Consider the following 26,631-nt stretch of genomic DNA (forward strand, 5'->3'; position numbering starts at 1 on the left):
CCCAGAGGTAATAGATAATGGCTAAGAAGATTGACGGCTATATCAAGCTGCAAGTTCCAGCTGGTAAAGCGAATCCATCTCCACCGATTGGTCCTGCACTAGGTCAACGTGGTGTGAACATCATGGCATTCTGTAAAGAATTCAATGCTGCGACACAAAAACTAGAAGCTGGTCTTCCAATTCCAGTCGTGATTACTGTGTATAACGACAAGTCGTTTACATTCATCATGAAAACACCTCCTGCTGCTGTTCTACTTAAGAAAGCTGCTGGTATCCAAAAGGGTTCAGCTGTACCTAACAAAACTAAAGTTGGTACTTTGACTCGCGCTCAATTGGAAGAAATTGCGACTACTAAAGAACCAGATTTAACTGGTGCTGATTTAGACGCACGTGTACGTACCATTGCTGGTTCTGCGCGTTCTATGGGCTTGGAAGTGGAGCTATAAGACATGGCTAAGTTAACGAAACGTCAAAAAGCAATTGCTACTGTTGTTGAAGCTCAAAAAGTTTACACTTTAGAAGAAGCAGTTCAAGTTCTTAACGAACTTCCAGCTGTTAAATTTAAAGAGTCTATGGATGTATCAGTAAACCTGGGTGTTGACCCACGTAAATCTGACCAAGTTGTTCGTGGCGCGACTACACTTCCTGCAGGTACGGGTAAAACTGTACGTGTTGCTGTGTTTGCTCAAGGCGCTGCTGCTGAAGCTGCTAAAGCTGAAGGCGCTGACATCGTTGGTTTTGATGATCTTGCTGAAAGCATTCAAGCGGGTAACCTTGACTTTGACGTTGTGATTGCTGCACCAGACGCTATGCGCGTTGTGGGTAAGCTTGGTACGATCCTTGGTCCACGTGGCTTAATGCCTAACCCTAAAGTGGGTACGGTTACTCCTGACGTGGCTGGCGCTGTTCGCAATGCTAAAGCTGGTCAAGCGCGCTACCGTGTTGACAAAGGTGGTATTATCCACGCTGCGATTGGTCAAGTAGGTTTCACTGCTGAATCAATTCGTTCAAACGTTGAAGCACTTGTTGCTGACCTTAAGAAAGCAAAACCTGCTACGTCTAAAGGTGTTTACATTAAAAAGATCACTTTGAGCTCTACTATGGGTCCTGGTCTTATAATTGATGTTGCAAACGTTTCTAACTAAGTTCGACTTAGACAGAATTTTAAAGCCCTGAGTAAGATTTAAAGCAATGCTCTAAATCTTAAGCAAGAAACTTTACGTCTCTTGCGGTACTTAGGCAAACTTTGAATTGATAAATATATGTTTATCAGCGTCAAAGACCGCAGGCGAGGAGCGTTTTTCGGAATTCTCTTCTTAATTGTCCAGCCTGCGTAGACGCGGTGGTGTGATTTGTTCATCCTCCGCGTGTAAGTTCAGTCATGAACTTACGAATTGGGAGTGTGCTTCGTGTAAGCACATAGATCACCGTTAGGAGGTTTTACAATGGCTCTTCTTATCGAAGGCAAAAAACAGATCGTAGCTGAAGTGGCTGAAATTGCTTCTACTGCGTATGCTGCTGTTGTTGCTGACTACCAAGGTTTAACTGTTGAGCAATTAACTGCTCTTCGTGTTGAAGCTCGTAAGTTGGGTGTTGCTACACGTGTTGTACGTAATACTTTGGCTAAACGCGCTCTTCAAGATACGCAATTTGCGATCTTGGATGAAAATCTTGTTGGCCCAACAATTTTAGCTTTCTCTACTTCTGAAGATGACATGGGTGCTGCTGCACGTTTGTTTGAAGAATTTGCGAAAACTAATAAAGCATTTGAACTTAAAGCTGCTGCATTTGACGGCAAACTTTATCAAGGTGCAGACGTTAGCGTTATCGCGAATCTTCCGAACCAAGAAAAAGCGCTTACTATGCTTGCATCTGTTCTTCAGGCTCCTATTTCGAAATTGGGTCGCTTACTTACAGCGCTTCAAGAGAAAAACGAAGCGCCAGAAGTTACAGAAACTACAGAAGCTTAAATCTACTCACACCTCATTCAATATCCATTTGGAGTTACTCTCATGGCTTTAACAAACGAAGAAATCCTAAACGCAGTTGCTGAAAAAACTGTTCTTGAACTTGTTGAACTTATCTCTGCTTTCGAAGAAAAATTCAACGTTTCTGCTGCTGCTGTAGCTGTTGCTGCGGGTCCTGCTGTTGCTGCTGCTGAAGAGCAATCAGAATTCAACGTTGAGTTGACTTCTTTCGGCGCGAACAAAGTTGCGGTAATTAAAGCAGTTCGTGAGGTTACTGGTCTTGGCTTGAAAGAAGCTAAAGATTTAGTTGAAGGCGCTCCACAAGTTCTTAAAGAAGGCGTTTCTAAAGAAGAAGCTGCTGAACTTAAAGCTAAGCTTGAAACTACTGGCGCTACAATTACTGTTAAGTAATTTCGCCAAGGGGTCAATATTAATTTGACCCCGAAATTTGGCTGATGGCTCTTGGGTCATCAGCCTTTTTGCGTTACAATAATCGGCTCGATTTTTGTTTACGTGATGTGAAAAGCATTATTTTTATAATAATTGAATAATATCAAATGCTTACCAATATTTTTCCATGTTTAAAAATATTGTTAAGCGTTTTAATACCACTTAAAATTGCAGCATTTGAACAAAGTGGTGGTCATATCGACCTGCGTAATTCCTTCTGAACCCGTTCTGCAGGCGGGTTTAGTTTACTTTCCGAGGACTCCAGATGGCATACTCATATACCGAAAAGAAACGGATCCGTAAGAATTTTGGTAAATTGCCTAGCGTAATGGATGCTCCGTACTTGCTTTCGATCCAAGTCGACTCGTACAGAACATTCCTACAAGATGGCAAAACACCAAAAAACCGCGAAGATATCGGTCTCCAAGCTGCATTTCGTTCAGTTTTTCCAATTGAAAGCTATTCTGGCAATGCTGCTTTAGAATTCGTTGAGTATAGCCTTGGTAAACCAGAGTTTGATGTACGCGAGTGTATTCTACGCGGCTCAACCTATGCGGCACCAATGCGCGTTAAAATTCGTTTGATCATTAAAGATCGCGAAACAAAATCAATCAAAGATGTACGTGAACAAGAAGTGTATATGGGTGAAATGCCACTCATGACACAGAACGGTACATTCGTGATTAACGGGACTGAGCGTGTAATCGTATCTCAGTTACACCGTTCTCCGGGCGTATTCTTTGATCATGATAAAGGCAAAACTCACTCAAGCGGTAAAGTGCTTTATTCAGCACGTATCATTCCTTACCGTGGTTCATGGTTAGATTTTGAATTCGATGCTAAAGACTTAGTATTCGTTCGTATTGACCGTCGTCGTAAACTGCTTGCGACTGTAATTTTACGTGCGCTTAACTACAGCAATGAACAAATTCTAGACATGTTCTATGAAAAAGTTCCTGTATATCTAGATATGGGTAGCTACCAGATTGACCTCGTGCCTGAACGCCTTCGCGGTGAAATGGCTCAATTTGACATCTTGGATAAAGATGGCAAAGCGATCGTTGAACAAGGTAAACGTATTAATGCGCGTCACGTGCGTCAAATGGAAGCTTCTGGCTTAACCAAGCTGCCTGTTCCTGATGAGTACTTGTACGAGCGTATTACTGCACAAGATATTAAATTACATGATGGCGACGTTATTGCTGCAAACACAGTACTGAGTCATGAAGTAATGGTAAAATTGGCTGAAGGTGGTGTTAAAGAATTTAACATCCTTTATACCAATGACATCGACCGCGGTTCATTCGTTGCTGATTCTCTACGTGCAGATACGACTTCTGGTCGTGAAGAAGCACTGGTAGAAATCTACAAAGTGATGCGTCCAGGCGAGCCACCAACAAAAGAAGCTGCTGAAAACCTATTCAATAACTTGTTCTTCTCATCTGAACGTTATGACTTATCTCCTGTAGGTCGTATGAAGTTCAACCGTCGTTTGGGTCGTCCTTACGAAGTGGGTACGGATCAGAAGTCTCGTGAAGTTGAAGGCATTCTTTCGAATGCTGACATCATTGATGTATTGAAGACTTTAGTTGAAATTCGTAATGGTAAAGGCGAAGTCGACGATATCGATCACTTGGGTAACCGTCGTGTTCGTTCTGTGGGTGAAATGACTGAGAACCAATTCCGTGTCGGTTTGGTTCGTGTTGAACGTGCTGTTAAAGAGCGTTTATCTCAAGCAGAAACGGATAACTTGTCTCCACAAGATTTGATCAACGCGAAACCTGTTGCTGCTGCAATCAAAGAATTCTTTGGTTCAAGCCAATTGTCACAGTTCATGGACCAAAACAATCCATTGTCTGAAATCACGCACAAACGTCGTGTATCAGCATTAGGGCCAGGTGGTTTAACACGTGAACGTGCAGGTTTTGAAGTACGTGACGTACATCAAACGCATTATGGTCGTGTATGTCCAATTGAAACGCCGGAAGGTCCAAACATTGGTTTGATCAACTCGCTTTCTGTTTATGCTAAAGCCAATAACTTCGGTTTCTTGGAAACACCTTACCGTAAAGTTGTCGATGGCCGTGTAACTATGGATATCGAATACCTATCTGCAATTGAAGAAGTGGGTACTGTGATTGCACAGGCCGATTCTGGTATGGATGCAGAGGGTAACTTAACAGAAGATTTCGTCTCTGTACGTCATCAAGGTGACTTCGTTCGTTTGTCGCCTGAAAAAGTGACACATATGGACGTTTCTGCTCAGCAAGTTGTATCTGTTGCTGCATCGCTCATTCCGTTCCTTGAGCACGATGACGCGAACCGTGCATTGATGGGTTCAAACATGCAACGTCAGGCTGTTCCTACGCTGATTGCTGACAAGCCGCTTGTTGGTACAGGTATGGAAGCAAACGTAGCGCATGACTCTGGTGTATGTGTGATCGCAGGTCGTGGTGGACGTATTGAGTTTGTAGATGCATCTCGTGTTGTTATTCGTGTAAACGAAGAAGAGATGATCGCTGGTGAAGCTGGTGTTGATATCTACAACTTGATCAAATATACGCGTTCGAACCAAAACACGTGTATCAACCAGAAAGTTCTGGTGAACATGGGTGATAAAGTCGGTCGTGGCGATGTACTCGCTGATGGTCCATCTACAGATGGCGGTGAGCTTGCACTGGGTCAAAACATGCGCGTTGCGTTCATGACGTGGAATGGTTACAACTATGAAGACTCGATCTTGTTATCAGAGCGTGTACTTCAAGAAGACCGTTTAACTTCAATTCATATTCAAGAATTGTCGTGTGTTGCGCGTGATACTAAATTAGGTTCTGAAGAGATTACTGCCGATATCCCGAACGTGGGTGAAGCTGCATTATCGAAACTTGATGAATCGGGTATTGTTTACATCGGTGCTGAAGTCACTGCTGGTGATATTCTTGTTGGTAAAGTAACGCCTAAAGGTGAAACGCAATTAACACCGGAAGAGAAATTGCTTCGCGCAATCTTCGGTGAAAAAGCGGCTGACGTGAAAGATTCATCTTTACGTGTTCCATCGGGCACGAAAGGTACAGTGATTGACGTTCAAGTGTTTACACGTGACGGCATTGAGAAAGATGAACGTGCTCAAGCAATTGAGAAAGCTCAACTTGATGCTTACCGTAAAGATTTGAAAGAAGAATACAAAATCTTCGAAGAAGCAGCACGTGAACGTGTTATCCGTTTACTTACGGGTAAAGAGTCAAATGGTGGCGGCACGACTAAACGTGGCGACAAATTGACTGATGATGTGTTGTCTGCACTTGAACTTGTTGATTTACTTGATATTCAACCTGTTGATGAAGCAATCGCTGAGCGTTTAACGCAAATCCAAGTGTTCTTGAAAGAGAAGAGCATTGAGATTGATGAGAAATTTGCAGAGAAAAAACGCAAACTTTCTACAGGTGATGAGCTAACAACAGGTGTATTGAAAGTTGTTAAAGTTTACTTGGCTGTTAAACGTCGCATCCAACCGGGTGACAAAATGGCGGGTCGTCATGGTAACAAAGGTGTTGTCTCTAACATCTTGCCAGTAGAAGACATGCCACATGATGCAAACGGTGTACCTGTTGATATCGTGTTGAACCCACTGGGTGTACCATCACGTATGAACGTGGGTCAGATTCTAGAGACTCACTTGGGTATGGCTGCAAAAGGTCTTGGCGATAAAATCGACAAGATGTTAGAACAGCAACGTACCATTGCAGAACTTCGTATTTTCTTAGACAAGATTTATAACAAAGTGGGTGGCGAACAAGAAGATCTTGATAGCTTAACCGATGATGAAATCTTGGCACTTTGTAAGAACTTGCGTAAAGGTGTTCCGCTTGCTACACCAGTATTTGATGGTGCTGACGAAAGCCAAATCAAAGAATTGTTAGAACTCGCTGATATTCCACGTACGGGTCAAACTGTATTGTTTGATGGTCGTACCGGTGAGCGTTTTGACCGTCCAGTAACTGTAGGTTACATGTACATGTTGAAACTGAACCACTTGGTTGATGACAAGATGCATGCGCGTTCTACTGGTTCTTATTCTCTTGTAACGCAACAACCATTGGGCGGTAAAGCTCAGTTTGGTGGTCAGCGTTTCGGTGAGATGGAAGTCTGGGCGCTTGAAGCATATGGCGCAGCTTACACGCTCCAAGAAATGCTTACTGTTAAGTCGGATGACGTTGAAGGTCGTACTCGCATCTATAAGAATATTGTAGATGGCAACCATTATATGGATCCGGGCATGCCTGAATCGTTCAACGTATTGACTAAAGAGATCCGTTCTTTAGGTATCAACATTGAACTGAAAAATGGTGACTAATTAGCCATTGAATCCCCCCAGCCCCCTTTGTCAAAGGGGGAGAGTCCTCATTCGAAAGAGTAGGGGCTTCCCTCCTTAGAAAAAGGAGGGACTGAGGGAGGATTTCTCAGTTAAAAAACAATATTTGTGACCCAGTCGGGAAGCGAGAAAAACTTCCTGACACACGGAGAAAAAAATTGAAAGATTTGCTCGATATCATGCGCAAAAAGACGGATTCAGATGGTCATGCGCCAGTTGAATTTGACCGTATTCGTATTGGTCTTGCGTCACCAGAAATGATCAAATCATGGTCTCATGGTGAAGTGAAAAAACCAGAGACGATTAACTATCGTACGTTTAAGCCTGAACGTGATGGTTTATTCTGTGCCAAAATTTTTGGTCCAGTGAAAGATTACGAATGTTTGTGTGGTAAATACAAGCGTATGAAATATAAAGGCGTCATTTGTGAAAAATGTGGCGTTGAAGTAACCACTGCGAAAGTACGTCGTGAGCGTATGGGTCATATTGACCTTGCATCACCTGTTGCGCACATTTGGTTCTTGAAATCATTGCCATCACGTATCGGTCTATTATTAGACATGACCTTACGTGATATTGAACGTGTACTGTATTTCGAATCATACGTTGTAACAGATCCGGGTATGACTCCAATGGAGAAATACCAACTTCTTAATGATGAAGAATACTTCACAGCATTAGAAGAACACGGTGATGAATTCAGCGCGAAAATGGGTGCTGAAGCGATTCAAGATTTGTTGAAAGATATCGATCTTGAAAACGAAATTGCGCGCCTTCGTGAAGAAATTCCACAAACAACGTCTGAGACGAAGCTTAAAAAAGCGTCTAAGCGTTTGAAGTTGATGGAAGCATTTAACGATTCGAACAATAAGCCAGAATGGATGGTGTTGACTGTACTTCCAGTTCTTCCACCTGATCTTCGTCCGCTTGTACCACTGGAAGGTGGTCGTTTCGCGACGTCTGATTTGAACGATCTTTACCGTCGTGTGATTAACCGTAACAACCGTTTGAAACGTCTTCTTGACCTTTCTGCCCCTGATATTATCGTACGTAACGAAAAACGTATGTTGCAGGAATCTGTAGATGCGTTACTAGACAACGGTCGTCGTGGTCGTGCCATTACAGGTTCGAACAAACGTCCGCTTAAATCTTTAGCCGATATGATTAAAGGTAAGCAAGGTCGTTTCCGTCAGAACTTGCTCGGTAAACGTGTTGACTATTCAGGTCGTTCGGTGATTACCGTGGGTCCTACTTTACGTCTGCATCAATGTGGTCTTCCAAAGAAAATGGCACTTGAACTATTCAAGCCATTTATTTTTGCGAAACTACAAGCATCAGGTCAAGCAACCACCATTAAAGCTGCGAAGAAAATGGTTGAGCGCGAGACGCCAGAAGTTTGGGACGTTCTAGCTCACGTGATTCGTCAACATCCCGTGATGTTGAACCGTGCGCCGACACTTCACCGTTTGGGTCTTCAAGCATTTGAACCGACCCTCATTGAAGGTAAAGCGATTCGTCTTCACCCACTCGTATGTGCTGCGTTTAACGCCGACTTCGACGGTGACCAAATGGCGGTACACGTACCATTAACACTTGAAGCGCAGTTAGAAGCGCGTGCGTTAATGATGTCGACCAACAACATTTTGTCTCCAGCGAACGGTGAGCCAATCATCGTACCGTCTCAAGACGTCGTGTTGGGCTTGTATTACATCACTCGTGATGCGATCAATGCCAAAGGCGAAGGCATGGTGTTTGCGGATACTCATGAAGTAAACCGTGCACTTGCGACTGGTCAAGTTGATTTACACGCTCGCGTTAAAGCACGTGTACACCAAACTGTGATTGATGAAGATGGTAACCGTGAACAACAAACCATTATTGTAGAAACAACGCCTGGTCGTTGCCTACTTTGGGAAGTTGTGCCTGAAGGTATGGATTTCCAACAAATTAACTTAGAGATGAACAAGAAAAACATCTCGAAGCTCATTAACTCTTGCTACCGTAAACTCGGTCTAAAAGATACGGTTATCTTTGCTGACCAATTGATGTACTTGGGCTTCCGTCAAGCGACGCGCTCTGGTGTATCTGTCGGTATGGAAGACATGGTGATTCCACCGGCTAAATATGCAATTATCGAAAAAGCTGAAGTTGAAGTACGTGAAATTGAACAACAGTTCGAACAAGGTTTCGTAACTGCGGGCGAGCGTTATAACAAAGTAGTCGATATTTGGGCACGTACAAACGACCAAGTAGCGAAAGCGATGATGGATAACTTGTCTTTTACCACTGTTAAAAACAAACAGGGTGAAGACGAGAAGCAAAAATCATTCAACTCGATCTACATGATGTCTGACTCAGGTGCCCGTGGTTCGGCAGCTCAGATTCGTCAGTTGGCGGGTATGCGTGGTTTGATGGCGAAACCAGATGGTTCGATCATTGAAACCCCAATTAAAGCAAACTTCCGTGAAGGTTTGACGGTACTTCAGTACTTCATCTCGACACATGGTGCGCGTAAAGGTTTGGCTGATACAGCACTGAAAACAGCAAACTCAGGTTATTTGACTCGTCGTTTAGTTGACGTGGCACAGGACTTGGTAATCACTGAGCCAGATTGCGGTACATTGGCTGGTCTTGTAATGACTCCGTTCATTCAAGGTGGCGATGTTATCGAGAACTTAGGTACTCGAGTACTGGGCCGTGTTATTGCTGAAGATGTGAAAAAAGCAGGCTCTGACGAGGTGATCTTGCCTCGTAATACACTCATTGACGAGAAACTTGCAAACTTCCTTGAAGAGCAAGGTGTCGATGAAGTGAAAGTACGTTCAGTTGTAAACTGTGCTTCTACTTTTGGTGTATGTGCGAAATGTTATGGTCGTGATCTTGCACGTGGTCATATGGTAAATCCAGGTGAGTCTGTGGGTGTAATGGCAGCTCAATCAATTGGTGAGCCAGGTACACAGTTAACCATGCGTACATTCCACGTGGGTGGTGCTGCAAGCCGAACTTCTGCTGCGAACAGTGTTCAAGTTCGTAACAAAGGTACAGTTCGTTTCCATAACGTGAAAACTGTAGATCACGCGAAAGGTCACTTGGTCTCTGTTTCTCGTTCAGGTGAAATCGGTATTGCGGATGACTTAGGTCGCGAACGTGAGCGTTACAAACTTCCTTACGGTGCGTCTATCTTGCTTAAAGATGGAGAAGCTGTTGAAGGCGGCGGTATCGTAGCAACTTGGGATCCGCATACACATCCACTCGTTACAGAAGTTGCCGGTAAAGCACGTTTCAGCCAAATCGCTGATGGTGTAACTGCGACCTCTAAGACAGATGATGCAACGGGTATGACCACTGTTGAAATTTTACCCGTGACTTCACGTCCTGCATCTGGTAAAGATTTACGTCCAGCAATTGTATTGGATACAGTTGATGGCGGCGAACAGTTCTACTTCTTACCACAGAACACCATTGTGACTGTCCGTGATGGCGAAACCATTGGTGTAGGTGATGTAATCGGTCGTGTTCCACAAGAAACGTCACGTACACGTGATATTACCGGTGGTCTGCCGCGCGTTGCGGACTTGTTCGAAGCACGTAAACCGAAGGAACATGCAATTCTTGCAGAAGTTTCTGGTGTTGTTAGCTTCGGTAAAGAGACCAAAGGTAAGAACCGTTTAGTGATTACGCCGGATGATGGTTCTGAGATTTATGAAGAACTGATTCCGAAGTGGCGTACCATGAACGTGTTCGAAGGCGAACATGTAAACCGTGGTGAAACCGTTTCTGAAGGTCCACAGAACCCGCACGATATCTTACGTTTGAAAGGCGAAGTTGCGCTGACAAACTATATCGTGAACGAAGTTCAGGACGTATACCGTCTCCAAGGTGTGAAAATCAACGACAAGCATATTGAAGTGATCGTGCGTCAAATGCTTCGTAAAGTTGATATCACTGACGGTGGTGATACCAGCTTCATCAAAGGCGAACAAGTGGACTACATCCGTGTAGTGGGCGAGAATGAAGCTGTGAATGCGCAAAGCAAATTCCCAGCGAAGTTTGAACGTTTACTTATGGGTATCACGAAAGCCTCGCTTTCTACTGACTCGTTTATCTCTGCTGCATCGTTCCAGGAAACAACACGTGTGTTAACTGAAGCGGCTGTAACAGGTAAAGAAGACGAATTACGTGGCTTGAAAGAGAACGTGGTTGTAGGTCGCTTGATCCCAGCGGGTACAGGTTTGGCTTATCACTTAGAGCGTCGTCGTCAAGAAGCTCAAGCTGCAGAGCATGAGCTTGTCAATGACTTCTCTGATGTTGACCAAGCATTCTCACAAGCCTTAAACGAAGATCAGTTCTAAATTTAAAGCTTGATTAAAAAAAGACACCTTCGGGTGTCTTTTTTTTGCATTAAATTATGAGAAAAATAAACTATGATAAAACTTTGATCTTGCATCAAAATTTCTTATAGTAAGAGCAACATCGAAAGTGTAAAGCCATTACCACATATTTTATTCAATGATAGATGACGGGGAATTAAATGAAACTTATACAAAAAGTCTTGGCAATATCTGTATGTGCAATCGCATCAGTAGCTGTGGCTAAGCCTATGCCAAATTCAATTTTGGTGGATGATAAAGCCATTATTCCGATTGTAAAAACTCAAATTATTCGTACTGTGAAAGGCCAAACTCCTGTCAGAACGGTAGAAGCCACCATCTTTGAAGTGTCGAATAAGGGTCAAGACATTGTGGCGCGGGATGTGATTTTACAAGACAACGAATCGACTTTTTCTGAAAAACAGATGTCAAATCCTGTGCTCAAAAAAGGCGGACTGATTGTACCGACTTCTAAGATTGAGTTGACCGCTACCGTAAAACAAGGCAATGAAACAATCTCGGAAAACAAAACGGTTGATGCTTCAGGTGTCGAGTTTAAAAAAGATGAAGCACCTATTCGTCGTGACTTGAAATTACAACAGCAAACCAGTCCAGATTCCAGTGAGAAAATGAGTCATGCGGTGATCAGTGAAAATGGTGTGGTGACCAAAGACGTGGTGGTTTTTGACGAAAATCAATAATCAGAATTGTTTAATTTTCATCGATCTACGTTTGACTGAGCAGGCTCTTTTACAAAAGCATGTAAATGAGCTAATTGCTGTAACATAAATCGGTTATTGCCTCTACACAAACAGGCTATGCTAAAGATAGATTCAACAAAGGTGTAAGATCATGAAAAAATTAACATCTGTTATTGTAGCCGTTGCCTTATCTAGTGTTGTATTGGCTGGCTGTGAAAGTATGAGTTCATCACAACAACGCATTGGTGCTGCAGCTCTAGGTGGTGCAGTCGGTGGTGGTGTGGGTAACAACGTCGGTGGTGGTGTAGGTGCTGCCCTCGGTGGTGGTGCAGGCGCTGCAGTCGGCAGTAAAACCCAAAGTGGTTCTGATCGCAACGCAACTTATAGTGGTGTAGGTGGTGCTGTTGGCTCTGCAGTGGGTAAAAGCATTTTTGGTGGTAACGCAGGGGCGGCAATCGGCGGAGCAATCGGTGGTGGCGCAGGCGCTGCAATTGAGCAAAAAAACCGTTAATTTAGATTTTAGCCGTTAAAGTTAAAAAATAAGCGCTTTTAGAGCGCTTATTTTATGCGTGTAGGATGGGGCTTTTTGCGGCGGATATACACCGTCTTATGAACTTCTGCGATTCTTAGTCCTGAATCATCTACAATGTTAATGGTGTAATTTCGATAGATAGGAGCATAATTATCCGCCAAATTTTTAATGATTTGGATTTCCTCTGCATCTAATCGAATATCTGCATAAACCGTACTACGACCTGGCGTTAAGAAGTCAATAGATGCCGCTTTGTCCCAGACAATATAGGCTGAACCCAAGTGATACATCAGTAAAGTCATATAAAATGGATCAACCATCGCATACAGACTGCCACCAAAATGGACACCCACAATATTTTTATTCTTTCGGGTCAGTGGCATCTTGACGCGAATATGATAATTTTTTAAATCGATTTTATCTAACTCAATCCCCGCACCTTGAAAAGGGGCAAAGTGATTAATCATATATTTTGAGATAAAAGGGATTGTCACTAGCTTTTTTAAAATGCTCATTCAGGTCAATTTTTTTTATCCTATGAGCAAGCATACTAAAGTAGAAAAATCATTCTGACATTGATCGTAAATTTGACAAAATTGATAAAGCGGTCAATCGTCTCATAATAAAGGTGACAGGATTATGCATAATTTGCCATTTGAATCGCATTGGATCGAAACTCAAGATCATGAACAGCTGTTTGCTAAAACATGGGGCAATCCAAAGCATCCCGCCTTGGTTTTGGTTCATGGTTATCCGGACAATCAAGAAGTCTGGGAGCCAATTATTGCGCATCTTATCGCGCATTTTTATATTGTGACTTATGACGTACGCGGAGCAGGGCAGTCAAGTATTCCCAAAAAAATAAAAGCCTATGCTTTGTCACAATTGTCTTTGGATTTGGACAGTGTGGTAACTCAGTTGCTGCCAGATCGGCCGTTTCACATTGCAGCACATGACTGGGGTTCGATTCAAACCTGGGAGTCAGTGACTGAGGCAAAGTTCAAAGATCGGATATTGTCCTATACCACCATTTCTGGACCATGTTTAGACCATGCCGCATTTTGGATGCGAAACCAGTTTAAACATCAAAAACCCAAATTCTTTAAACAGCTCATGAAGTCTTGGTACATTGTGGCTTTTCAGCTGCCTATATTGGCACCCACCATTTGGCATCTGTTTAATGCTGAACGCTGGGGCAAGGTATTGGCTCAACTAGAAAAAAAGCAAGGTTTGCCTTTAAACCAAAATATCTCTAAAGATGGCGAACACGGAATTGGTTTGTATCGGGCCAATTTTATTCCACGTCTAGCCATGCCTCGTCAGCGCCATGCGATTTGTCCTGTTCAAGCGGTGGTGTTAAAACGCGATAACTTTGTCAGTCCTGAACTGATTGATGAGATACCGAAATGGGCGCAGACTTTCGAGCGCGTCGATGTCGATGCCAATCACTGGGCAGTGCTGAGTCGTCCTGAAGAAATTGCAGGCTATATTCAAACATTTGCATTGAAGCAGCAGCCGTGATTTGAACGTTTCATCCAATGGACACTTGCATCTTCCACTTGTATGAGCCGCCTAAGGTGGTGTTTGGAAAATGCAGTTTCATTGTATTGAATCTGATAAAATAGCCACTTTCTCTATTTGTAAGTCTCTTCATGAATGCTGTCGTCATAGCGATTGCCGTGATGTTTATTTTATCACTGGCACGCGTTTCTGTTGTTCTGACTTTGGTGATTTCAGCCATGGTTGGTGGTCTGGTTTCAGGCCTAAGCTTAAAAGATACAGTCACCGCCTTTAATGCAGGTCTGGGTGATGGTGCTGAAGTCGCGCTTGCCTATGCAGTGCTTGGGGCATTTGCACTGGCTTTATCAAAGTCAGGATTGCCTGATTTATTGGCGCATAAACTGATTGGATTGTTGGGTGTTGAATCTACTCAGAAAAAAGCAAAAAAAGTGAAGTTTTTGTTGTTGTCAATCTTGCTCATTGCAGCCATTTGCTCACAAAACTTAATTCCTGTGCATATTGCGTTTATTCCCGTATTGATTCCACCCTTACTTAAAGTAATGAATCATTTAAAACTGGATCGTCGTGCAGCAGCCTGTGTACTGACGCTTGGTTTGGTTGGAACGTATATCCTTCTGCCTGTCGGTTTTGGTGCGATTTTTCTTGAACAAATTTTGATGGGAAATATCAACAAACTGGGTGAGGCAAGTGGTCTGCATGTAGAGCGTTGGATGATGCCTGCAGCAATGGCGATTCCTGTTTTGGGTATGGTTATTGGTACTTTAATCGCAGTTTTTGTGAGTTATCGCAAGCCGCGTTTATATGCTGATCGTACGGTGAAAACAGTCGCGACGATTGATTTGGATAAGCCGCTTCGTTCAATCAGCCCTGAAGCTTTAAAAGAAGAAGCTTTGAAAGCAGATGGTGAAGCACTGATTCAAGAAGCGCATCAAGTGCCTGTGATTGCGACCAAAACCATTTTGATGGCCATTTTAGCCATTTTACTCACTTTGGCTGCTCAACTGTACTCAGGTTCAATGATCTTGGGTGGCTTAGTCGGTTTTGCTGTACTTTCGGCAGCAGGTATCTTCAAATGGCAACAAGCTGATGATGTATTCGTGCAAGGCATGAGAATGATGGCATTGGTTGGATTCATTATGATTTCTGCAGCAGGTTTTGCAGCAGTCATGACTCAAACTGGTGACATTAATAATCTGGTCAATAGTGTGACAGGCATTATTGGTGACAACAAAGCCTTGGCTGCTTTCTTGATGCTGTTTATTGGTCTATTTGTGACCATTGGTATTGGCTCATCGTTTTCAAGTGTGCCAGTACTGGCCGTGATTTATGTGCCACTGTGTATTCAATTTGGCTTCTCACCCTTGGCAACGGTTGCCTTAATTGGTACGGCAGCAGCACTGGGTGATGCCGGTTCTCCAGCTTCAGATTCGACTTTAGGGCCAACAGCGGGTTTAGGTGTGGATGGTCAGCATGATCATATTTGGGATACGGTTGTACCGACATTTATCCATTTCAATATTCCGTTATTGATCTTCGGTTGGATTGCAGCCATGGTGCTTTAATACCTCAATGCTGTTAAAAAAGGTGATTTTATAATCACCTTTTTTATTATTTTGTTTTTTATTTTCATTTATTTTAAAGATTTAAATCAGAGTGCTTTGCTAGGTTTTATAATATTAATTTTATTTTAATACTTGATTGAAATACTTGGTTTAAAACCAACTATTTTAGTATATTTAAATAAATATACATATAAAACAATATATTATAAATAAACAAAAAAATTGATGATTAATGTGCTTGCATATTAATTTATGATCTGTTTATTATCACCCTAAATATACATGTTGCACATAATATTATTCCAGAGGTGAATTAAAATGTTCAAGCAAGTTGCTCTCGTTGCATTAATGGGTCTTTCTGCATCTGCAATGGCAGGTCAATGGCAAGTGAAGTTGGGTGGTTCTGCTGTTGCACCGACAGGTGACTATCAATTGGGCGCTTCAACCGTTGAAGCGGATAGTGAATTGGCATTTACACCGTCTGTAGAATATTTCTTTAATGACAATATTTCTGCTGAGTTATTACTTGCGACACCCATTAGCCATGATGTTTTATTGGATGGACATTCAGCAGTTAAAATTAAACATTTACCACCAACGTTGACTGCCAAATACAACTTCAAAAATTCAACTGGCTTCACCCCTTATATCGGTGTAGGTGGAACAGCATTTATTGCATGGGATGAGGAATCTGCACTCGGCAAAGTCAAAGTCAAAGAGGATTTCGGTTTTGCAGGTCAAATTGGTTTTAACTTCCAACCTGCAGATGCAAAAAATTGGGGCGCATTTGTAGACGTTCGTTATGCACAAATCAGCCCAGAAGTTCAAATTGATGGGGTTGCAAATTTCGATTTAGATATCAATCCAGTGATTTATACATTGGGTTATAGCTATAAATTCTAAGCAACACTGAATCAAAAAAAAGCCTTATCTATGGATAAGGCTTTTTTTGGGGCATTGATCTAAATATAAATTAAAGAGAGAAAATGCCCTATATAAATTTGAGCCAATTTCATAAGCTAGATTATTCTAATGTGAGAATAACAATGAAACTTAGTTTAAATGTATTGCTGATCTTTGCCAGTGTTACTGCCACCCAGATCAGCTCCGCAGCCAGTTTTAATTGCCAGCGTGCAGTAAGCAAAACTGAGCATGCGATTTGTGAACACCGTGTACTGAATGATGCCGATGTCCAAATGGTGACGACGTATAATATCAGTCAGACGACTGATTCCTATGGGAAATCGTTCTATGATTCAAACTGAACAAGTGAAATGGTTGAATCTGAGAAATCAATGTCAGGATAGTTTTGAATGCCTGAAAAATATCTATCAAATGCGTCAGCAAAGACTTGATCTACATCTAGATCGTATTTATAAACAAGGACCTTTTTAAAAAATATTTGAATTTCGCTATTGAAAAATGAGGAAGTCACTCCATTCATTAAGCATTCAAAGAAAATGTTTTGATGAATTTAAGGAGTTATTGATGAGCGAACAAAATACACAAAAACATAGTTTCCAAGCCGAAGTTGCTCAGTTATTGCATTTAGTGACCCATTCTCTTTATTCTAATCCTGAAATTTTCTTACGTGAACTGATTTCAAATGCTTCAGATGCGTGCGATAAGTTGCGTTTTGAAGGGATTAATCATCCAGAATTTTATGAAAATGATCCAGACTTACATGTTCGTGTCACTTTGGATAAAGACAATAAAACCATCACCATTTCGGACAATGGTATTGGTCTGAGCCAACAAGAAGCGATTGATAACTTGGGTACGATTGCAAAATCGGGCACCAAAGATTTTATGTCGAAACTTTCGGGTGACCAAAAGTCAGATGCGCAATTGATTGGTCAGTTTGGTGTCGGTTTCTACTCAGGTTTCATTGTTGCAGAAAAAATTACGGTTGAATCACGCCGTGCAGGGACAGAAGCGACTGAAGGTGTGCGCTGGATTAGTACGGGGACTGGGGACTTTGAAGTTGCTCAGATTGAAAAAGCTTCACGTGGAACCGACATCATTTTACATTTGCGTGATGATGCACTTGAGTATTTAGAAACTCAAAAAGTTAAACAGATCATTAATAAATATTCTGACCACATCAGTTTGCCGATTGAAATGCAAAAAGAGATTTGGCAGCAAGAAGAAGCGGTTGAAGGTGAAGAAACCAAGCCTGGTCATTATGTAAAAACAGATGAATGGGAAGCGATTAACTCGGCAAGCGCACTGTGGACACGCAGTAAGTCTGAAATTACAGAAGAGCAATATGTAGAGTTTTATAAAAACTTGAGCCATGACTATGAAGCACCGTTGGCTTGGGCACATAACCGTGTTGAAGGCAGCACTGAATATACTCAACTTTTATATATTCCAAGCAAAGCGCCACATAACATTTTCACCCGTGAAGCCAAAGCAGGCATTAAACTATATGTGAAACGCGTGTTTATTATGGATGATGCAGATAATCTGATTCCAAATTACTTGCGCTTTGTACAGGGTGTAGTCGACAGTGCAGATTTACCACTGAATGTGAGCCGTGAACTTTTACAAGAAAGCCGTGATGTTAAAACCATTCGTGAAGGTAACGCACGTCGTGTTTTGACGACGCTTGATGCATTGGCGAAGTCTGAAGATGAAGCAGATCAAGAGAAGTTTAAAACGTTCTATACAGAATTTGGTTCTGTAATTAAAGAAGGTCTGGGTGAAGATCTGGGCAACCGTGATCGTATTTTAAAACTGCTTCGTTTTGCGACCTCGACCAGTGACGAAGTCAACACCACTTTCGCGGCATATAAAGAGGTGATGAAAGAAGGTCAAAAAGCAATTTACTATGTGACTGCGGACAGTCTTGCGGCTGCGAAGAATTCCCCACAACTTGAATTGTTCAAGAAAAAGGGCATTCAAGTATTGCTCATGACTGATCGTGTAGACGAATGGGCGATGGAGTTTGTGCATGAGTTTGATGGCACACCGCTGCAAAATGTCTCTAAAGGCGCAGTTGATCTTGGGGATTTGCAAGACGCTGAAGAGAAGAAAGCACTTGAAGCCGCGGCAGAGCAGTTTAAGCCGGTGGTCGATCAGTTAAGCGATGCACTCAAAGCCAAAACGTCTGAAGTGCGCGTCACGACGCGTTTGGTCGATTCACCAGCGTGTCTTGTGACCAGTGAAGGTGAGCTGTCTCCACAATTGATTCGTATGCTCAAACAGGCGGGTCAAGAGGTGCCTGAAAGCAAACCGATTTTGGAAATTAATCCTGAACATCCTTTAGTGAAAAAACTTGAAGGTTCAGCGCAATTTGACGATTTGGCCAATGTGATTTTTGATCAAGCGGTCATTGCAGAAGGCGGTTTACCGAGTGATCCAGCAGAATACTTAAAACGCATCAACAGTTTATTATTGAAATAATTGTTGCGATAAAATTTTTGAATCAAAAAACCTCCTTTGGGAGGTTTTTTTATGGGTGAGTTTTAATTCAATTTTTAATCTTATTGATAACTCAACACGTCCATATTGAGATCCGATAAAAATTTGAATCATTCAATATCCGAAAAAATGATTCTATTCACCGTTATATGCTATTCACCTAATTTTGTTGTTTTATTTGCTCGACCTTTTACTACGATGGCGAATGTTGATACACAAAGAATGATGCGAAATCAGCGTGTGATTCCATCCAAACCTGTATCTGGATTTTAAAATGAACATGCAAAATCAAAAAAGCCCATTCTATGAAGGGCTTTTTATGACGTGCTTGCTCAATACCGCGTTAAAAGATCGCCTCTAAACGGACCAAAGCACGGGCATAGTGACTGCGATCTTCACGATCATCATTATAATAATTCAAGTCACCTTGTACGAAGAACCATTCACGTAGCACTGGCTGACGCCATGAAACGAACGGACCCCAACTGTTCATACGTGTATCGTTATTGTTGATGTAGCCGCCCACATACATACCGTAGTTAAAACGGTTGCCTTGGAAAAATTGGTGCTGACGATAAGTTCGATTATCCCACGTCAGATCATCGTCTTGTTCATCTGCATAGGTAAGGAAAAACTGATTCGATAAAAAGGCATGATTGGGACGTGCATGGGTCAACTCTAAATTGGTACGCAAATAATTTTCACTATCAATACCATAACGATAGATTTGTTCTGCATGTACAAAAAAATCGCCGCCCAAATCCCAATTCTTTTTGGCTTTTAAACGGGCATAAATGTCATCGCCTGAACGCAATCCCAAATCTGCATCTAAGTCAAAAGGGAGACTTTTAGACAGCTGAGACCAGCGTAGGGCTATGGAGCTGTTGTCATCTCGAATACGTTTGCTGTCCACTTGCTTGTCTGGGTCACCCGTTGGGTTTTCATTTGTAATGGCAATGTTATTTTCAATTTCATTGTCGAGTGAGTCATCACCAAACACTACGCTGAGCTTGTTCTCTAATGTCGGTAAATCAATTTTACCGCGGATACGAGGCTTTAACTCATAACCATCATACTTGTCCCAATCATTGTCCAAAATGATACGCAGCGTGGCTTTTGCAGGTTTTTCAGGATTAGTCTCGCCAAACCAGCCATCAATACGGTTGGCAGTGCGATCTGCCCAGTTACGGATTGATTTTTGTTTACGATCTGCCCAAGCTTTATCTTCTGTTTCAAGGGTTGAAGGCAGTGTCTTATTATTCGACTCTTCGGGGAACAACGTAGGAGTTACATCTACCATGCGTGGAATATAATCCAGCCAACCACGATCATTAGACGTTGAAATTTCAGCGTCTCTATCTAGATGAGAGATATAAGGAGCTGAGTCGCTAAATTGCGCCGTATAGGGATTCGTATGCTGTGCTGTGCTGGTTTGTTCTGCTTGCGTCCCTGTGCTTGTTACAGAAAGGCAACACAATAAAATCAGTGGCAGTTTTTGGTGGGCATAGACAGTTTTTGATATATTCATGTGATTAATATTGATTCCCTGATGAATCATCCAATAAGGCGATCTACGTCACACTAAATTTGGGGTTTTTATAAAAAAAGTGTTAAGTACTTATAACTGTTTTAGTTTTATCAAAAAAAAGCTCGGAAATAAATCAGAAAAATGTAGCTATCGAAACGTTCATTTTAAAATGGCATAAATATTGGAGCAAAAAAAGTAACTCAAATGGACTAAATTGCTTGGATGTTCATGGTTGTCTTGTTTTTATTTAACTGAGTATTGAGCAATAAGCTTAAAATGACTGTTTTAATTAAGTGAGTGAACGTAATCTAAGAATAAAAGTAATCAAGATTGAGATTTAACTACCCATTTGAACGATATCGTCCATATGAATCACATATGGAAACTGCATTTGTCGGTTATAAAGCTTTAGATCAAGAAAAGCCGAACCTTGCACCGCTTATTCCATCTTAATGTAGAGAGAATAAGCGTAATAAGATTCGGCAGATTTGCGCACTTGCTTATATAATTCAAGCAATACGGTTGTGTCTTGGATTTAACCTACACGATTAAAACAAAGTATAATTTATAAAAAGGCTAAACCTTCTATATAAAGCTTAGACCTTTGCAGTGCAATATTTCTTCTCGTAGATTTTACCTGACACTGCACCAATGACGGCACCACTGATAGTACCAAAGACAGGCAATACACTTCCTGCTGCAGCACCAATGAGTGCACCTTTAACGGTGGGTGAAAAACGAGATTTTTTTGATACCGAATTTGGCGTCTGGGTTGTATCATCATTGAGATGATTCTGAATTTGGTTCTCAGCTTGGTTATGATTTGGCGTATGTGTCATTCGTATTCCCTCAAAAATTAAGTGATTAAAATGCATCGTGCTCAAATAGGATTTAAACAAAAAAAGTAGGTCATCACTAGACCGACTATGTTGTGGCTTGTGGTGGGGATGTAACTTAGGCAAAACTTTCGTAAAGAAGCTTTGGCACTTAATCACTATTGAAGCATTACATTCAGGTCATAAAAAACCTCCTAAAAAGGAGGCGTTTTATCTTATAAAATAAGAAAAAGTTAGAAACTACAGCGCGGATATCAAAACAATAAAAATCAAAAGGGTGTGACTTAAATCTGTTGCTATTTTATAAAAAAGCTTCAGGTGTTGATAGATCTATTCATGCAACGCTGCATCCTATTTTTGATTATTTGGTAATCAAAGGTCTTTAATTGAGTGGGTCTAAAGAGTGAAGACGGCAACATGTAATCCAGCTGTAAGTTTGCATGATGAAATGGTTACTTTAAACATCGTCATAAACACAGCACCGTTTTTTTAATCTAAGATGAAGATTCAATTACAACTAAAAGAGAGTCAATAACATGGCAATAGCAAAAGTCGTTGAAGTGAATTCGAGCAGTACTAAAAGTTTTGAAGATGCGATCCAAACTGGTATCGCTAAGGTCACAGAAACCTTAAAAAATGTTCAGGGTGCTTGGATCAATGAGCAAAAAGTCATTATTAAAGAAAATAAAATCACAGAGTACCGTGTCAATTTAAAGATTAGTTTCTTGGTTGAATAAATCTTTAGAATCAATATGAAATTAAAAAAATCCCCATGACGGGGATTTTTTTAAGCGCTATTCATGGACTTTCTAAAAACTCACATTGACTCTAAAAAGTCATATCAATGCGCTTTTTAGATTAAGATGTAGATGTTTCGCATTGATCATCGTCGCAGTGCGGTGCAGCGTCATGCTCAGTATCTTCATCTTTAATCGTAGCTACTGCTTTTTCAAGCACGTCTTTAAAGATGTTCACGGGCTGTGCGCCTGCAAGTGCTACACGTTGATCAAAGACAAAGAACGGTACGCCAGTGACTTTAAGCTGTTCACGTGCCACTTCTTCATCGAATTTTACAAAGTCTGAAAATTCATCTGAGTCTAAAACATTGTCCACTTCCACTGGATTTAGACCAATACGTGCTGCAACATCTTCTAAAGTTTCACGTTCACCAATACTCAAACCTTGAGTCATATAACTAAAGAAAAAAGCTTCTTTGGCTTCTGAGCCTAACCCTTGGCTTTGTGCAAGGTGAATAATACGGTGTGCATTAAAGGTATTGCCTGAATTGGCTTTTTCCCAGTTAAATTCAATCCCTTCTTCCTTTGCCATTGCTGCAATATTGCGCTGCATTTGTTCGACTTCTTCAATACTACGATTGTACTTTGCCGCAAGTCGTTCAGTGTTGGAAGTCTCTTGGCGCTGTGGTGCGTTTTGGTCAAGCTGATAACTGTGCCAATGCACTTCAAGTTCAATACCTGCTTGTTCAGCTGCTTTTTCTAAACGTTTTTTGCCAATATAACAAAACGGACAAACGACATCAGACCAAATATCTACACGCATAACAGTTCTCTAAGAATCATAATCTGCTCTATAGTGAAGGTGATTGCGACAAAATTAAAGAGCTAAAAATAAAACGGAGTGTATTGCGGGGCCAATCTGAGCCTATTGCTGAATAAAAATACAAAGTTCAGTCTATATTACATGGGCTGCTCGGTGTCCTTTTTTCAAGATAGTATGGAATGTCATATCGAATGCGATGTGGAATGGCGATATGAACGTGAATGTACACGCTTAAAATTACGTAGCGGGTTTAATAATTATGAGAAAATATATTCATAAACTGTGTTTGTAAACCGAATAAAATAGAAAAATGTTAAGCTTGTCAAAACTTTATGATGTAAAATGGCTAATTATTAAACATAAAAAATTAACAGGTAAATGCTCTTTTGATATTGAAAAATGGCTTTCGGATGTGGAGGTGCTTATGCGCCGTCTCTTGATTCTTATCTTTATTCTGATTTTGTCACTTTGTGGCTACTTTTTTTATCATGAAAAAAATCAAATGGCAGAGGTCAATCGTGAAGTGTTTGACAAGGTCATGTCCGAAAAAATGGAAACTTTGTATGTGCAGGCAAGGGACTGGAAACAGCCCTTAAAGATGACAGTGCCTGATGATCGCTTAGCAGGCGATTATAAAATTATATCTGAGTTTATTTTGCGCTATTGGATGGACAACATTGAGGCAAGAAATAGCTATTTACGTCAGCTTGATCAAGCACAGTGGGATGAGTTTTTAAATGCTGAGCGTTTAGAAAAAGATCGGAAATCATCTTATCAACAGACGCATCAAATGTTCAGTACGGTGAGTAAAGCCACCACTGAATACCAAAAAAAGCATGAGCAAATTTTTACTCAAGCTCTAGCAGATGTGGATGTGTTAAAAATCGATGGCAAAATGCGGGATGCGATGAAAGAGAAGTTGTTGTACAGCCGTCAAGACAATGACGAAACTGCACTACTCCAAATTGAGCTGCAAATCATTGCTAAAGCCGAAGAGATGTTTACTTTACTGCGTAACCATAAATGGCTGAGAAAAGGTAACACCTTCCTTTTTGCCAAAGATGTACAAGTGCGTCAGTTTAATATTTTATATGCAGAAATTTTAGAATTTCAGGCACAAATTGATGAGTTGAAGCGACAAAATGCCAAGGTATTTGAAGTCAAAGATTAATCAGGATGCATGGGCATTTCAAAATCAGAGTACTGAGACAGTCATTATCATGATTTTGAAAGTATCAAAAAGGTTGTTTTTTTGTGCGATATTTAGCAGCATGAGTACTGTAATTAACTGAAATCAAAAAATAAATTTCATCATTTAAAAATATGCTTTATTGTTGGTGACATAGTAGGGATGACGTTTAATCATCGGAAGATGATACACAGTACGTTGAATTTGATTTGGCTCGAATTCGTTTAAGATGACTTCTTGAAAATGACCTTAAGAGCCAATCTCTGTATCTGTCTTAATGACTTCACTGATTTTGTATGTACGAATATATCGCTTGCTAAGCTGAGTTGATTAAAGTGAGTTAAAATACGACGTTGAAAGGTTCAATTGAAAACCTAAAACCCCAGCCCAACCCTTGAAGCCTGTTGGAAGCACCGAAATTTATAGCGCTATTGCGTTTAATATTCCTCCAGCATGACTCATTTTGACCTTAGACCGTATGAAGAATTTGATCGTATTGTGGTTCAGCGTTTTTGCATTGTCGGCAATCTCAATTGGCTACACCCATGATTTTTTAATCAGCCCAATTTGGGTGGTTAACGTTTTCACGTCTTATTATTTAATTAAATTTCGAAAAATAATTCACAGTCAAATATTCAACTTCATCTTTGCGTTTAGTGCGGTATTTACAGCGTCTGTGCTGATTGATCCTGTCAAAGATTTAGAAACCAAAGCCTTGCTCTGTGCGCTTGGTGCTGTGCAAGTGGTGATATTTAATTACCTCTATTATTTCGTCAAAATCCGTACACAACAACTGAAGTATTACCACACCATCGTGTTGGCTGTGCCGAGTGTGATCAGCGCTTTGATGGGGGGGCTGCTGTTCATGCTCATTTTTAAGTTTGGTAAAAACTATTATGAGTTTTTAGACTATTTCCTCGAGCAGTTTTCCACGGGTTTGGGTGTCATGTGCATTTTGTTTGGGATACAGGCTTGGAAGCGCATTTCATTTCAAGATTATGCATTGGTGTGTTTGGCGCTTCTTGCACAGTATTTTATTTCGATCGACCAAATTTTTTATGCCTGCTTTATCTTGCCCTTTTTAATGTGTTATTTCGCATTGAAACATGGTTTGCGTGAGTTCTGTTTGCTCATTGGACTGTTGACGCTGATCTGTACCACCTATGTGTCCTTGCCTTTGGCAGGGGAGTATTGGTCTGAAGCTCAAGTCTATATGCTGTCTCGAATCAGTGCTTATCGTTTGGCACTGGGCAGTTATCTGATTATATTCCTAATTGTCTGTGAAATTTATTTGACCAATAAACGTCTGTATGAAGCCTATGAGCGGATGATGTTGAGTGATGAGTTGACGGGGCTGAAGAATCGCCGCTTTGTACGTGAAAAGGTACTCACCGATTCGAGCTATCAACAGGGTTTCTTGTTGTTATTGGACATTGATGACTTTAAAAGGGTCAATGATGAGTATGGGCATCATATTGGTGATTTGGTGATTCAGCATATTTCTGACCTTTTGCGTGAATTAGACGTGTGCAGCAAAATGATTTCAAGATGGGGTGGGGAAGAGTTTTTGGTAGCGGTCAAGAACGGCAGTGATGCCGACTGCAAAGCACTCTGTCATCGCATTATGCAGCGCTGTCGTGAGAAACCTTTCGTCTATAAAGACATCCAGTTCCCAGTCAATGTGAGCATGGGTGCAGCAACTTTTGAGCAGTTTGACTTACAAAATTACGAAACCTTAATCCAAAAAGTCGATAAAAATCTGTATGAAGCCAAGGCCCGCGGCAAAAATCAATACGTGTTTAGCGCTTAGAAAGTCGTCACTTCATTTTCAATGATAAATAATGTCTAAGAACGGACCTATGTCCCCAATAAAATCTTATTTACTTCACTGTTTCGATCATCAATTTCACAGCTTTTTCACAGGTTTTTTTACAGCTTGAACCGTTTATCTGAGCATGGATGAATCCCGCAGATGAATGTTGTAGCCTACTTAGATGGTACTTTTTCTCCCCATGATGCATTCCTAGAATCATAGGTACGGTACATGTATAGACGTATTGCGTCATTTATCTAAAGAGTTCAGTTTATGAAGCTTGCCCAAGTATCTCTAATGACATGCGTGATGATCTGCTCATCTTTTTTTACTGTGTATGCGGAGGATCTGACGAGCTTACCCACAATTCAGATGATGGCGGATGATGAATTACGTGATGAAGTTTTAACGACCGTTCAACCTTTTCAGGAAGATCGAAAAGTTCGTAAGGCTTTACAGCATCAGATCATTAAAAAAGAGCAAGAGCTTCAAAATTATGAAATTGGTCATCAAGCAAAGGCAGTGAGTGTTCAGCCTCAAACCACCATGCCTGACTTAAGTCAGCTCTCACCTTTGCAGCGAGAGTATGTGCTGAGTGTGGCGTCAAGCTTACAGTCGGCTGACCCAAGTTCTGGTATTTTTAAGATGCTTGAGCCATTGGGGATAGACCGTGATCGAGCTTTAAATGGTGTGCGTAATGGCGGTGGGGTACTTCAAATTAATTTTGATGAGCAGCGATTGAATCAATTGTTGGGGGATCAGTGGCGTGATGGTATTAAATAAAACTATAAAAAGATTAAAGCT

Annotated in this window: 21 protein-coding genes and 1 pseudogene; 18 read left to right on the forward strand and 4 right to left on the reverse strand. The window is 41.2% G+C overall.

Annotation, left to right across the window (positions count from 1 at the left end):
• Nucleotides 1-17 precede the first annotated feature (17 nt).
• The 8 genes from rplK to AMD27_RS01255 all read left to right on the forward strand — a co-directional run bounded on the left by rplK (nucleotide 18) and on the right by AMD27_RS01255 (nucleotide 12,371).
• On the forward strand, nucleotides 18-446 hold the full coding sequence (rplK, locus tag AMD27_RS01220; protein ID WP_067655246.1) for a 50S ribosomal protein L11: 429 nt from the start codon (nucleotides 18-20) through the stop codon (nucleotides 444-446).
• A gap of 3 nt (nucleotides 447-449) precedes the next feature.
• Nucleotides 450-1,145: a 50S ribosomal protein L1 gene (gene rplA, locus AMD27_RS01225; protein ID WP_067655249.1), complete on the forward strand. Its 696-nt coding sequence runs from the start codon at nucleotides 450-452 to the stop codon at nucleotides 1,143-1,145.
• A gap of 300 nt (nucleotides 1,146-1,445) precedes the next feature.
• A complete protein-coding gene (gene rplJ / locus AMD27_RS01230) occupies nucleotides 1,446-1,970 on the forward strand; it encodes a 50S ribosomal protein L10 (protein ID WP_067655252.1) in 525 nt (174 codons plus the stop codon).
• Between the two features lie 42 nt (nucleotides 1,971-2,012).
• Nucleotides 2,013-2,378, forward strand: a complete 366-nt coding sequence (gene rplL, locus AMD27_RS01235) for a 50S ribosomal protein L7/L12 (RefSeq protein ID WP_067655254.1) — start codon at nucleotides 2,013-2,015, stop codon at nucleotides 2,376-2,378.
• A gap of 304 nt (nucleotides 2,379-2,682) precedes the next feature.
• Complete coding sequence (gene rpoB / locus AMD27_RS01240) at nucleotides 2,683-6,771, forward strand: DNA-directed RNA polymerase subunit beta (protein WP_067655257.1); 4,089 nt, start codon at nucleotides 2,683-2,685, stop codon at nucleotides 6,769-6,771.
• Nucleotides 6,772-6,947: 176 nt separating this feature from the next.
• The gene (rpoC, locus tag AMD27_RS01245) at nucleotides 6,948-11,141 is read left to right on the forward strand and encodes a DNA-directed RNA polymerase subunit beta' (RefSeq protein ID WP_067655260.1); all 4,194 of its coding nucleotides are present in this window, start codon (nucleotides 6,948-6,950) and stop codon (nucleotides 11,139-11,141) included.
• A gap of 179 nt (nucleotides 11,142-11,320) precedes the next feature.
• On the forward strand, nucleotides 11,321-11,860 hold the full coding sequence (locus AMD27_RS01250) for a hypothetical protein (protein ID WP_067655263.1): 540 nt from the start codon (nucleotides 11,321-11,323) through the stop codon (nucleotides 11,858-11,860).
• 151 nt (nucleotides 11,861-12,011) lie between these two features.
• Entirely contained in the window at nucleotides 12,012-12,371 is a 360-nt protein-coding gene (locus AMD27_RS01255) for a DNA transfer protein p32 (RefSeq protein WP_067655266.1), read from the forward strand.
• 47 nt (nucleotides 12,372-12,418) lie between these two features.
• Here the strand turns inward: AMD27_RS01255 and AMD27_RS01260 are convergent, their stop codons facing one another.
• The gene (locus tag AMD27_RS01260) at nucleotides 12,419-12,907 is read right to left on the reverse strand and encodes a PaaI family thioesterase (RefSeq protein ID WP_067655269.1); all 489 of its coding nucleotides are present in this window, start codon (nucleotides 12,905-12,907) and stop codon (nucleotides 12,419-12,421) included.
• Between the two features lie 133 nt (nucleotides 12,908-13,040).
• Between AMD27_RS01260 and AMD27_RS01265 the strand changes: the two genes are divergently transcribed.
• The 5 genes and pseudogenes from AMD27_RS01265 to htpG all read left to right on the forward strand — a co-directional run bounded on the left by AMD27_RS01265 (nucleotide 13,041) and on the right by htpG (nucleotide 18,883).
• The gene (locus AMD27_RS01265) at nucleotides 13,041-13,913 is read left to right on the forward strand and encodes an alpha/beta fold hydrolase (RefSeq protein ID WP_150115794.1); all 873 of its coding nucleotides are present in this window, start codon (nucleotides 13,041-13,043) and stop codon (nucleotides 13,911-13,913) included.
• A 131-nt stretch (nucleotides 13,914-14,044) separates the two neighbouring features.
• A complete protein-coding gene (locus AMD27_RS01270) occupies nucleotides 14,045-15,475 on the forward strand; it encodes a Na+/H+ antiporter family protein (protein WP_067655275.1) in 1,431 nt (476 codons plus the stop codon).
• A gap of 318 nt (nucleotides 15,476-15,793) precedes the next feature.
• On the forward strand, nucleotides 15,794-16,378 hold the full coding sequence (locus AMD27_RS01275) for an OmpW/AlkL family protein (RefSeq protein ID WP_067655278.1): 585 nt from the start codon (nucleotides 15,794-15,796) through the stop codon (nucleotides 16,376-16,378).
• Nucleotides 16,379-16,521: 143 nt separating this feature from the next.
• Nucleotides 16,522-16,870, forward strand: a pseudogene (locus AMD27_RS01280) (lysozyme inhibitor LprI family protein).
• Nucleotides 16,871-16,963: 93 nt separating this feature from the next.
• Nucleotides 16,964-18,883 carry a molecular chaperone HtpG gene (gene htpG / locus AMD27_RS01285; RefSeq protein ID WP_067655281.1) on the forward strand — a complete coding sequence of 640 codons (1,920 nt, stop codon included), beginning with the start codon at nucleotides 16,964-16,966 and terminating at the stop codon, nucleotides 18,881-18,883.
• 361 nt (nucleotides 18,884-19,244) lie between these two features.
• On the opposite strand, the gene AMD27_RS01290 is transcribed toward htpG, so the two are convergent.
• Nucleotides 19,245-20,429 (reverse strand): hypothetical protein, encoded by a 1,185-nt coding sequence (locus tag AMD27_RS01290; RefSeq protein ID WP_081405896.1) that lies wholly within the window; start codon nucleotides 20,427-20,429, stop codon nucleotides 19,245-19,247.
• Nucleotides 20,430-20,759: 330 nt separating this feature from the next.
• On the opposite strand from AMD27_RS01290, the gene AMD27_RS19265 reads away from it, so the two are divergent.
• The gene (locus AMD27_RS19265; protein WP_265733172.1) at nucleotides 20,760-20,882 is read left to right on the forward strand and encodes a hypothetical protein; all 123 of its coding nucleotides are present in this window, start codon (nucleotides 20,760-20,762) and stop codon (nucleotides 20,880-20,882) included.
• Nucleotides 20,883-21,025: 143 nt separating this feature from the next.
• Here AMD27_RS19265 and AMD27_RS01295 read toward each other — a convergent pair whose 3' ends face one another.
• Nucleotides 21,026-21,268: a glycine zipper family protein gene (locus AMD27_RS01295; RefSeq protein WP_067655284.1), complete on the reverse strand. Its 243-nt coding sequence runs from the start codon at nucleotides 21,266-21,268 to the stop codon at nucleotides 21,026-21,028.
• Nucleotides 21,269-21,801: 533 nt separating this feature from the next.
• Between AMD27_RS01295 and AMD27_RS01300 the strand changes: the two genes are divergently transcribed.
• Nucleotides 21,802-22,002, forward strand: a complete 201-nt coding sequence (locus AMD27_RS01300; RefSeq protein ID WP_067655287.1) for a dodecin family protein — start codon at nucleotides 21,802-21,804, stop codon at nucleotides 22,000-22,002.
• A gap of 121 nt (nucleotides 22,003-22,123) precedes the next feature.
• On the opposite strand, the gene AMD27_RS01305 is transcribed toward AMD27_RS01300, so the two are convergent.
• A complete protein-coding gene (locus AMD27_RS01305) occupies nucleotides 22,124-22,825 on the reverse strand; it encodes a DsbA family oxidoreductase (RefSeq protein ID WP_067655290.1) in 702 nt (233 codons plus the stop codon).
• A gap of 424 nt (nucleotides 22,826-23,249) precedes the next feature.
• Between AMD27_RS01305 and AMD27_RS01310 the strand changes: the two genes are divergently transcribed.
• The 3 genes from AMD27_RS01310 to AMD27_RS01320 all read left to right on the forward strand — a co-directional run bounded on the left by AMD27_RS01310 (nucleotide 23,250) and on the right by AMD27_RS01320 (nucleotide 26,610).
• Nucleotides 23,250-23,996, forward strand: a complete 747-nt coding sequence (locus AMD27_RS01310; protein WP_150115738.1) for a hypothetical protein — start codon at nucleotides 23,250-23,252, stop codon at nucleotides 23,994-23,996.
• A gap of 496 nt (nucleotides 23,997-24,492) precedes the next feature.
• Nucleotides 24,493-25,824, forward strand: coding sequence for a GGDEF domain-containing protein (locus tag AMD27_RS01315; RefSeq protein ID WP_067655296.1), 1,332 nt, complete (start codon nucleotides 24,493-24,495; stop codon nucleotides 25,822-25,824).
• A gap of 276 nt (nucleotides 25,825-26,100) precedes the next feature.
• Complete coding sequence (locus tag AMD27_RS01320) at nucleotides 26,101-26,610, forward strand: hypothetical protein (RefSeq protein WP_067655299.1); 510 nt, start codon at nucleotides 26,101-26,103, stop codon at nucleotides 26,608-26,610.
• Nucleotides 26,611-26,631 lie beyond the last annotated feature (21 nt).

Origin of the sequence: Acinetobacter sp. TGL-Y2, from assembly GCF_001612555.1 — a bacterium.
GTDB lineage: Bacteria > Pseudomonadota > Gammaproteobacteria > Pseudomonadales > Moraxellaceae > Acinetobacter.

What these genes read in the sequence shown, in the direction of transcription:
- rplK (WP_067655246.1), top strand. Translation starts at nt 18, where the DNA reads ATGGCTAAGAAGATTGACGGCTATATCAAGCTGCAAGTTCCAGCTGGT.
- rplA (WP_067655249.1), top strand. Translation starts at nt 450, where the DNA reads ATGGCTAAGTTAACGAAACGTCAAAAAGCAATTGCTACTGTTGTTGAA.
- rplJ (WP_067655252.1), top strand. Translation starts at nt 1,446, where the DNA reads ATGGCTCTTCTTATCGAAGGCAAAAAACAGATCGTAGCTGAAGTGGCT.
- rplL (WP_067655254.1), top strand. Translation starts at nt 2,013, where the DNA reads ATGGCTTTAACAAACGAAGAAATCCTAAACGCAGTTGCTGAAAAAACT.
- rpoB (WP_067655257.1), top strand. Translation starts at nt 2,683, where the DNA reads ATGGCATACTCATATACCGAAAAGAAACGGATCCGTAAGAATTTTGGT.
- AMD27_RS01250 (WP_067655263.1), top strand. Translation starts at nt 11,321, where the DNA reads ATGAAACTTATACAAAAAGTCTTGGCAATATCTGTATGTGCAATCGCA.
- AMD27_RS01255 (WP_067655266.1), top strand. Translation starts at nt 12,012, where the DNA reads ATGAAAAAATTAACATCTGTTATTGTAGCCGTTGCCTTATCTAGTGTT.
- AMD27_RS01260 (WP_067655269.1), bottom strand. Translation starts at nt 12,907, where the DNA reads ATGAGCATTTTAAAAAAGCTAGTGACAATCCCTTTTATCTCAAAATAT.
- AMD27_RS01270 (WP_067655275.1), top strand. Translation starts at nt 14,045, where the DNA reads ATGAATGCTGTCGTCATAGCGATTGCCGTGATGTTTATTTTATCACTG.
- AMD27_RS01275 (WP_067655278.1), top strand. Translation starts at nt 15,794, where the DNA reads ATGTTCAAGCAAGTTGCTCTCGTTGCATTAATGGGTCTTTCTGCATCT.
- htpG (WP_067655281.1), top strand. Translation starts at nt 16,964, where the DNA reads ATGAGCGAACAAAATACACAAAAACATAGTTTCCAAGCCGAAGTTGCT.
- AMD27_RS01290 (WP_081405896.1), bottom strand. Translation starts at nt 20,429, where the DNA reads ATGAATATATCAAAAACTGTCTATGCCCACCAAAAACTGCCACTGATT.
- AMD27_RS01295 (WP_067655284.1), bottom strand. Translation starts at nt 21,268, where the DNA reads ATGACACATACGCCAAATCATAACCAAGCTGAGAACCAAATTCAGAAT.
- AMD27_RS01300 (WP_067655287.1), top strand. Translation starts at nt 21,802, where the DNA reads ATGGCAATAGCAAAAGTCGTTGAAGTGAATTCGAGCAGTACTAAAAGT.
- AMD27_RS01305 (WP_067655290.1), bottom strand. Translation starts at nt 22,825, where the DNA reads ATGCGTGTAGATATTTGGTCTGATGTCGTTTGTCCGTTTTGTTATATT.
- AMD27_RS01310 (WP_150115738.1), top strand. Translation starts at nt 23,250, where the DNA reads ATGCGCCGTCTCTTGATTCTTATCTTTATTCTGATTTTGTCACTTTGT.
- AMD27_RS01315 (WP_067655296.1), top strand. Translation starts at nt 24,493, where the DNA reads ATGAAGAATTTGATCGTATTGTGGTTCAGCGTTTTTGCATTGTCGGCA.
- AMD27_RS01320 (WP_067655299.1), top strand. Translation starts at nt 26,101, where the DNA reads ATGAAGCTTGCCCAAGTATCTCTAATGACATGCGTGATGATCTGCTCA.